At 39.2% G+C, this 9,573-nt stretch carries 5 protein-coding genes; 4 read left to right on the top strand and 1 reads right to left on the bottom strand.

Annotated features, from left to right (window positions below; translation table 11 throughout):
• The first annotated feature begins 433 nt into the window (after nucleotides 1-433).
• On the top strand, nucleotides 434-1,009 hold the full coding sequence (locus WYK_RS15650) for a recombinase family protein (RefSeq protein ID WP_040375409.1): 576 nt from the start codon (nucleotides 434-436) through the stop codon (nucleotides 1,007-1,009).
• Nucleotides 1,010-1,251: 242 nt separating this feature from the next.
• On the top strand, nucleotides 1,252-1,377 hold the full coding sequence (locus WYK_RS26050) for a hypothetical protein (RefSeq protein WP_268870063.1): 126 nt from the start codon (nucleotides 1,252-1,254) through the stop codon (nucleotides 1,375-1,377).
• Between the two features lie 18 nt (nucleotides 1,378-1,395).
• On the opposite strand, the gene radA is transcribed toward WYK_RS26050, so the two are convergent.
• Nucleotides 1,396-2,805 (bottom strand): DNA repair protein RadA, encoded by a 1,410-nt coding sequence (gene radA, locus WYK_RS15645; protein WP_040375408.1) that lies wholly within the window; start codon nucleotides 2,803-2,805, stop codon nucleotides 1,396-1,398.
• 449 nt (nucleotides 2,806-3,254) lie between these two features.
• Between radA and WYK_RS15640 the strand changes: the two genes are divergently transcribed.
• Together WYK_RS15640 and WYK_RS15635 are read left to right on the top strand one after the other, a co-directional pair.
• Nucleotides 3,255-5,597 (top strand): 5'-nucleotidase C-terminal domain-containing protein, encoded by a 2,343-nt coding sequence (locus tag WYK_RS15640; protein ID WP_040375407.1) that lies wholly within the window; start codon nucleotides 3,255-3,257, stop codon nucleotides 5,595-5,597.
• Between the two features lie 251 nt (nucleotides 5,598-5,848).
• Entirely contained in the window at nucleotides 5,849-9,412 is a 3,564-nt protein-coding gene (locus WYK_RS15635; RefSeq protein ID WP_051387573.1) for an FN3 associated domain-containing protein, read from the top strand.
• Nucleotides 9,413-9,573 lie beyond the last annotated feature (161 nt).

Raw genomic sequence — 9,573 nt, 5'->3', positions numbered from 1 at the left:
AACAAAGTATACTGCTGACAAATAAAATTACAGCAGTAACTGGTGTTACTTATCCAACTGGTAAAACCTTAGTGACTCCTATAGCTATTACAATAAAATAATAAACATTATAGATGATTGGAGATGCAAGTCTAATTCCGATACTATGGGAATCGTCATCTAAAGAAGCCTTGTAGAGAGAAATCTCTACAAGGCTTTTCTATTTCATTAGAACCGAATCAAGTAGAAAGATAAACTTAAGAATGTAGGATGCCAGGAATCGTTCAGCAATGGATTAGGTATCTAATAGGTACTGTAGAGAGGAATCTCTATAGGGCTTTTTTTGTCATTAAGAAATTACATTTAATTAAATGGAAAAAAATAAAAATCAACGTATGCAACAAACATAACAATGTATACCCTGTTATTAACTTTAAAGAAAGGTGTGCATATTATGGCGACAGAACAGAGGCTAGCCATCAGCTATTGTAGAATATCTACGAAAGTAAAAGGTAAGTCAGTAGAAGAAAGTGTGGGTTATCAGCAACAAGAAATTAACAATTATGCTAAACAAAAAGGATTAGAATTAATAAGGGAATTTAGTGATGTAGGATATTCAGGTAAGAATACAGATCGACCTGAGTTGAAAGAAATGGTTGAGTATTTAAGATATACAGAATTAAAAATAGAGGAGTTAATTATCTACTCAATTGATCGATTTGGTAGAGACCTACAACACAATATTAAACAGATGCTAGTAATTTCAAATTTGGTTAAAGTAAGTTTTGTAACATTCCCTATTTCAAGTGAGGCAGACTCTTTTAAATTTATGTTTCTATTAAGGACGGGGGTTGCTCAGGATGAGAGAGAACGTTTATTAATGAGGTGTGCAAGTGGGAGAAGTAATAAAATACTTAATAGGAAGAGCTTTGATGGTAATTACTACCCCTTAGGCTTAATAAAAGAAGAGGATTCAGAAACATTAATTAGTACAAGTCCTTCAAAGATTGTGGATTTACAACAGGAATAAAAAGAAAAGATGTTGTAAGAAATCCATTTTTTAACCTTTGTTATCGATGGGAAACTTATTTGGTAGAAAGCGAAGTTTTCTGAGGATATCGGATTCAAGCTACATCCTCATTTGTTTAGACATACGTTTGCAACAAGGTTACTTATTACCACAGTAAGTAAATTGACTGGCACTCAACCGTAAATATGACGGCAATATTTTATATCCTCACCACACGACAGGAAAAGCAGGATGTTGTTGAAATGGAAACCGGATCGGTAGTTCCAGCCTGCGATTACAGAAAAGATTTATCTAGCATGATTGGATCTATAAAAACAAAACCGCTTGCCAAGTTGGCAAACGGTTTTCATCCGAGTTTATTAATGTAACTATTTTCCAATATATATTTAAAACGGTGTAACCGCCTTTGATTTTGCTGAAAAGACAGAGCTAATCGCCTCATTGAGTGTCCCAACTTCCATGACTTTCAGGTTCTTGGTTGGAATCGCCTCTCTAAGATTTCCTTTAGGAATGTACACGGTATGGAAGCCTAGGCGATCGAGTTCTTTGATCCGTGTTTCTAGGTACGGTACATTTTTAATTTCTCCTGTTAATCCAACTTCGCCGATAAACACGGTGTCCGTAGGGATGCCCATTTTATGCACACTCGACACAATAGACATGGCAATGCCTAGATTGACAGAGGTTTCTTTCGGTTTCATTCCGGCGACGAATTTTACATAGACGTCCTTGTCACTCAGACGTACACCGCTTCTTTCAACAATGGCGGTCATGATTTGGAGATTTTGTTTGTTGATGCCTTCTGATACGCGAATCGGGAAGCCATACATCGAACTCTCGGTTAGTGATTCTACTTCGACTACGATATTACGGGTTCCTTCTCTTGTAACCGTCAACGCACTTCCTGGCACCGGGCTCTTTCTTTTCGTCATAAAGAACTCAGAAGGATTCGTGATCGGAATCATTCCGGCTTGTTCCATGGAATACAATGCTACTTCGCCTGTTTCTCCGAATCGATTCTTTTCAGCATACACATATCGTATTTGCTGCGTGCGTTCTCCTTCTAAATATAACACCGTATCCACCGCATGTTCCATACTACGATTCCCGGCTAATTCATCTTTTTTCGTCATCTGACCTACGATAAAAATAGCGCGTTTCCGATCTGGATTCTTGGCAATGCCAATTAACCGATTCACACATTCATCGACTTGGGTAGGGGAACCAGCTCTAGCCGGCAGCTCATTGACATACATCGATTGAATCGAATCAATAATGAGAATATCCGGGTCTACGTCGTTTAGACTATCTTCAATCGCATTCATATTGGTTTCCGATTGGATCCATACATTTTCCGCAATGTTTGGTGCCACACGGTTTGAACGTTCTTTTATTTGGTCAACACTTTCTTCACCAGAAGCATAATACACCGTTAATCCAGATGAACCTAATTGTTCAGCAATCATGAGTAAGAGTGTACTTTTACCGGCACCAGGAGGAGCGGTAATAATCGTAATAGAGTCGCGGACAATTCCGCCGCCCATTACACGATTAAACTCTTGGTCAGTCACTAGAATTCGTGATTGTTTACTGGATTTCACGTCTTTAAGTCGGACAGGCTTACTGCCTCTCCCAAGACTCTTTCGTGGCGTTGTGGGCGTAGCTGCAGCGCTCTTGCTCTCTACTACTCTCTCTTCTAACGTATTCCACTCTCTGCACGAACCGCATTGCCCTCCCCATTTGGCTTGAGAAAACCCACAGGCTGAACAGACAAATTCTTTCTTTTCTTTTGCCATGATACATACCTTCCTTCTATATAGTTGTTGCCTCTATTATTTATTCGTCCATAATGATAGTCATTTCCGAAATAGTCAAATTGCTGAATCTGGTTCCAAAAAGAATAACCTAGTTCTTTTATTTTATACTATTAACTAGTGAAAGTCGTTATCCAGTAACAGGAATAAACGATAAGGATGCTCTGTAAAGAGCTAACTCTGTAGAAACCAATAATATGTAAAGTCATTGTAAATTAGGTAGAATTTACTGCTGTTTTATATTATGATAGATTCATATGTACTCATCGTTTGATAGAATAACTTTTGGTTAAATAGAGAGCGCTTACTGAATGAATGTGACACCGTAGCTGATTGTAAAGCTTAAACGAGAGAGAGATGTGCTTTTTAAGCTATTGGACATTTTAGTTCCAATGGACTACTTTAGATAGTGGAAGGGGAACACTTACCGAATGAGTAAAAAGAAAGCAATCAAATTCGCTACAGCATCCGCAATCGCAGTCTCAGCCATCGCAGCTGCTGCACCAACACAGGCAGCAACAAATTCAGTTGATCAATCTATTTCTTCAGCTATTACGAAAATGAAAACAGCGTTTCATACCTATAAGCAGCCAGCTGAAAAAGGCCAATTGCCTTCTCTTTCTAAAACAAGAAGTGCTGTAAAGGATGCACAGAAAGCATACCAATCAGCTGTTGATGCAATCAACAAAAAAGGTGGAAGCAAGACGAAAAAAGCCTCCTACATGAAGAAGTTAACAAATAAAAAATATTACCTTGAGCGTGCAGAAAAGTACGTTCTAGCTACAAATATCAATCTTAAAAAAGCACAGGCTGATCTTGATACAGCCATCACAAGCGGAAAACAAAAGAATGTTCTTAAGGCTCAAACAGCTTTACATACAAAAATCGCTGCATTTGAAAAGGCAACAGCTAAGGTCTATGGACCAAAAGTGCGTGCTGTTCTAGATAAAACCTATACGGTTCCAGCAAAAGCAAAGGCTGCATCTGTTAATGATGAAATGGCCGTCTATCAAGCATACAAAGAAATCGAATCAGGCAAGCTGATTGAAACAGATCTTGAAAAAGCAGGAAAAATTATTACAAATACTGAAAAGTACGTTACCGCTATTTCTGCGAAACAGACAAAGCTTGCGGCTAACCTTCTTGCGGTGGTGAAAAAGAATAAAGAGCTTTATGAAAAAGCAACAGCACCTAAACATAACCCATTAAAGCTAACCCTATTGCACACCAATGACACACATGCACACTTAGATAATGTGGCCAAACGTGCAACGGTTGTGAAGGAAGAACGCACAGCTAATCCTCATACACTTTTACTGGATGCTGGTGATGTATTCTCTGGAACGTTGTATTTTAATAAGTTCGAGGGACAAGCAGATGTTGAGTTCATGAATGCGATGAGCTACGATCTCATGACGTTTGGTAATCATGAGTTTGATCTAGGGTCTTCACCACAAGGACATGCGGCATTAGCTAGTTTTATTAAAGCTGCTAAATTCCCAATGATTAGTTCAAATGTTGATTTTTCAAAAGATGCAAATTTAAGTCCTTTGTATTCTGATACGCTGACTATGAAGCCGGAAAACGGCAAGATTTATAGTGAAGTGGTCTTAAACGTTGAGGGAGAAAATGTTGGATTTATTGGCTTAACCACAGAAGAAACAAAAGACATTTCAAGTCCTGGCAGTGTCGCATTTGAGAACTATATTGAAGCCGCAAAAAAATCAGTGGCAGCATTGGAAAAGCAAGGTGTGAATAAAATTGTCGCGCTGAACCATCTTGGCTTTGATGATAACCCTGCTTATGATAACGATCAAATTTTAGCTGCAGCTGTCAGTGGCATTGATGTCATTATCGGCGGACACAGCCATACCCAATTAGATAAACCAGTAGTGATTGCTAAAGACAATAATGGCAAAGAAAAAGATCCAACCGTTATTGTACAAGCGTATCAATATGGCGACTTTGTCGGAAAATTAAATGTGAACTTTGATGCTGAAGGAAAAATTTTGGAGCATGAAGGGAATTTAATTAAGACTTCTGATAAAGCAGATGATCCCGAAGTAGCCAAATCACTTGAGAAGTATTCAAGTGTAATTAAGGAATTGAAAGCAGAGTCAACAGGAGCAACAGCAGTCAAAGCATTAACGAATCCGCGTACTGGCGGCAATAATGCACTGCCAAGTGTCCGTAAAAATGAAACCGAGTTAGGGAACCTTATTACAGATGGAATGCTTGATAAAGCCAAAGAATATAATCCTGAAACCGTGATTGCTTTCCAAAATGGCGGTGGAATTCGTGAAGCGATTAATGAGGGAGACATCACAGTAGGAGAAGTGTTAACGACCCTTCCGTTTGGAAATACACTAGCTACGATGAAATTAAGCGGTGCTGAAATTAAAGAGGCTTTAGAACACAGCGTAAGTCTAGAACCGTTAGAAAATGGCGGGTTCCTACATGTTTCAGGTATGAAGTTTACCTATGACAGCACGAAACCTGCTGGCAGCCGTGTACAGAAGATGGAAGTTGTAGGGAAAAATCAAACTTTTTCAGAACTGATTCCGACTGCTGAATACGTTGTTGCAACGAATGCATTTACGGCCAAGGGCGGAGACGGATTTGACGTCTTTAAGAAAGCCTATGAAGCAGGCCGTGTAACGGATCTTGGCTTATCTGATTGGGAAAACCTGCGCGATTATGCAGCTAAATTAAAAACAGTTGAACCGAAGATTGAGGGAAGAATTGTCGATATCTCTGAGACTGTAACTAAGTAAATAAATCAAAAAATCCGGATAGCTAATTAGCTATCCGGATTTTTCGTTTTTCATAAAGACCATTGATTTTATGAAGAACATTTCACTTTAGTTACTAGCTGGATTTTTTACTGAATAATCAATTATTGATTCTTTGTACTCTGTTTGAATTGTTGGAATTTATTATATATTTGGGTAATGAGTCAGTATTTGTAAAATTTCATCAGTAGTTAGTCTTGGTTCAAGTAATTAAATTTGAAGGAGTGTGTGGCATGCGAAAAAAGATAAACTTAGGTTTGGTTTTAGCGTTACTTTTTAGTTTAATGACTCCATTTAATGTCGATAAGTCAATGGCAGCGAACGTCATAACAGTAGGTGAAGCAATAGAAAATAATACTGGTACGGCTACTGTAGAAGGATACATTGTCGGCTACACAACAGGCACCAAGTCGTACACAAAGGATCCGGCAAAATATGCTGATACGAACATTGCTATTGCGGATTCTCCTGAAGAAACAGATCCTGCTAAAATTATGCCGGTTGAGTTAAAGAGCGGCTCAACACTTCGGACCTTATTAGGCTTAAAAACCACACCCGCTCATTTAGGAAAAAAAGTCAGCGTTACGGGTGAACTGAAAACATACTTTACTGTTTCAGGTATGAAGGAATTAACGGCGGGAAGTATTGTGGAAGACGAAGACTCGAACCAAGTCGAAACCGTTAAAGCCAGTACAACCGGCGGAGTAGAAAAAGGAACGAAGGTAAGCTTACGTTCTGAAACGGCCGATTCTGAGATCTATTATACGGTTGATGGATCAGAACCTAATGCTTCAAGTACCAAATATGAATCGCCCATTACAATTGATTCAGCCATGACGATTAAGGCGGTAGCGTTAGCTCCTGGTTTAGAAAACAGCGAAGTGGCTGTATTTGAATACAGTATTTTATCATCAAGTTCAATTTTGGACGTTCGAAAACAAGAGGTTGGCAGTGCAGCATTAACGACTGGAATTGTCACTGCAGTATTTACGGGAAGCAATACAACTGTCTATATCCAAGATGAGACGGCAGGAATTGTTCTATACGGTGCAGGACTTGAACTGGAAACTGGCGATCTGGTTAAAGTAAAAGGAAAATTAGTAGATTATCAGTCACTATTAGAACTTGAAGTACAGAAATCAGATGTCACAGTAATCGAAAAGTCTGGAGTGCCGCAAGCGAGCCAAGTGAAAGCTTCGGAACTTGATGAATCTAAAGAAGCGACATTAGTGTCTCTGAAAAATGTACATGTCGAATCGCTAACTAACGGCGTCTACACAGTAAAGGATGACCAAGGAACAAGCTTTGCTATCCGTCCTAATGATGCGGAACTGCTGACAGTTGGGACAAGCTATGAGCAAATTACAGGTGTGTTAGGTTCCTTTAAAAACGTGTATCAACTGATTCCAAGAAGTAAGTTGGATGTGATTCAGGATTCAACAAAGGTTCAAGAAGTGGCAGCTGTTCCTGGAAGCGGCATGATTAAAACGGGGGAATCAATTACTTTAGCAAGTGCCACAGAAGGAGCAACCATTTATTACACAACGGACGGCTCAGAACCATCCACATCGAGCAGCATCTATCAAGAAGCTATCGTTATTGAAAAGGAAACAACTATTAAAGCGTTTGCAGTTAAAAAGGACTTAAAGGACAGTATGGTATCCACGTTTACGTATACCATTCAAGTTGGTGATCCACGCATACACGATATTCAGGGGATCGGTCATACCTCTCCCTATGAAAACCAGTCTGTAGCTGATATCGAAGGTGTTGTGACGTATATAGTAGATGCAAACAATTTTTATATGCAGGATCCAGAAGGTGATAATGATGAGCGCACGGCAGAAGGAATTCTTATCTATAAAAAAGCTCACGGAGTTCAACTAGGTGACCTGATGAAGATTTCTGGCCAGGTGAAAGAATTCGTCCTAGATGGCTATTCTGATAAGCAAAGTACAGATCTGACAATGACAGAAATCAATGTATCAGAAATGACGACAGTTCAAAGAGGACAAGCCTTGCCGAAACCCGTTATTCTCGGAGTTGATCGTATTTCGCCGACAGAAAAAATTGATAGCGATGGATTGGCCGTATTTAATCCAGATACAGATGGCATTGATTTTTACGAAAGTCTAGAAGGGATGCTTGTTCAACTGGATTCTCCAAAAGTAGTTGCACCGCAGGAGTATGGTGAAGTGATTGTCGTGCCGGGGAACTACCAAACGAATACTGCTGCAGGCGGCCTTAAATATACAGAGTCCGATGCGAACCCTGAAAGAATCAGCCTGTTGATTAACGACCGTAATTACGTGGCCAAAACAGGGGATTACTTTGCAGGGAACGTTACAGGTGTGGTCAGCTATGGTTTTAGTAATTATAAAGTACTAACGGATAAAGCTAAACTGCCTGAATTGAAAGATGGAGGCACAAAGCGGGAAGTCACTTCAATAGAAGCAGACCAAAAGAAGCTGACAATTGCTTCTTATAATCTTGAAAATTTCTCAGCAGAATCAGCTGATGATAAATTGACTAAATTAGCCGAAGCCATTGTGACAAATTTAAAATCACCCGATATTATTGGGTTAACAGAAATGCAAGATAATGATGGAGCAAAAGACACGGGAACTACAGATGCTGCACAAAGTTATGAGAAATTAACAGCAAAAATTAACGAACTAGGCGGTCCTGTCTACCAATATACAGATATTGCACCGGAAAATAATCAAGATGGCGGTGCTCCTGGTGGGAATATCCGTGTCGGGTTTTTATATAAGCAAGACAAAATAACGTTAACTCCTGGCGTGAAAGGTACTGCAACAGAGGCTGTTGGCTTCAGTGAGGGTAGACTCACCCTAAATCCTGGACGCATAGATCCAACCAATCCAGCGTTTGCTTCAAGCCGAAAGCCGCTTGCCGCACAGTTTGAATTTAATGGTGAAAAGGTGATTGTTGTAGCGAACCATTTCAATTCCAAAGGCGGAGATCAACCACTATTCGGCAAAAATCAGCCGCCAGTGCTGACTAGTGAAATTCAACGCCTGCAGATTGCGTCAATCGTAAATGGGTTTGTGAAAGATGTGAAAGCGAAGGATGAACAGGCGAATGTCGTGCTATTAGGCGATTTCAATGATTTCGAGTTCTCGAAACCGCTTGAGGTGTTAAAAGGAAAAGAATTGACTAATATGGTCGATACTGTACCTTTTGCTAAACGTTATTCTTACACCTATCAAGGGAATTCACAGGTCCTGGATCATATCCTAGTGAGCAATAATATGGCGGCTAAGACGAAAGCAGAGATTGTCCACATTAACTCTTCTTTTACAGAAGCAGATGGCCGGGCAAGCGATCATGATCCGTTGATCATTCAAACTGAATTAACTGCTCAGAAGAAATATAATAAAATTTATAATCTTGTCGGTTACAAAGCTAAAAAACTCGTGATTGATACGGAGAATTCTTTAGTCATGATGGATCGTTCCTCTTCTATTAAAGAAGGAATCTGGGTAAAAGCAACCGCTACGCTAAACGGTGAAGGCCTAAAGAAAACGAAGATTATCATCTGTCCAGACAAGAAAAATTCAATAGTAGACTTTGAAGGCTCAGTGGTTAAAGAAGTTCTGATTGAAAATAATCAAGTTAAAGAAATTCGTGGCGCTGAACACGTGAAGAAATGGAAAAAAGGAAAACACGTTGATGTCAGCAACATTACCTTTTATCATTCCAACGGGGAGAAAATAGCGTCACCATTTAAAGAGAAGAAAAAGAAGCATAAAAAACTAGGAAAAAAAGCTAGTTAAGTGTATGCATAGAAAAACAACATCACTTTGATTAGTGATGTTGTTTTTTATATATCGAAATAACTTTATGGTTTTATGTCATTAATTCGTAGAAATTGAAATAATTAATAGATTTTAAGAGAAGGTGCAAACTTTTTGAATCTATAAGTCTAATCTTGGTG

The sequence above is a fragment of the Peribacillus psychrosaccharolyticus ATCC 23296 genome, from assembly GCF_000305495.1.
In the GTDB taxonomy this organism is placed as follows: Bacteria; Bacillota; Bacilli; order Bacillales; family DSM-1321; genus Peribacillus; species Peribacillus psychrosaccharolyticus.
The sequence above is the reverse complement of the archived record's forward strand: the minus strand, read 5'-3'. Positions and strand labels throughout refer to the sequence as shown.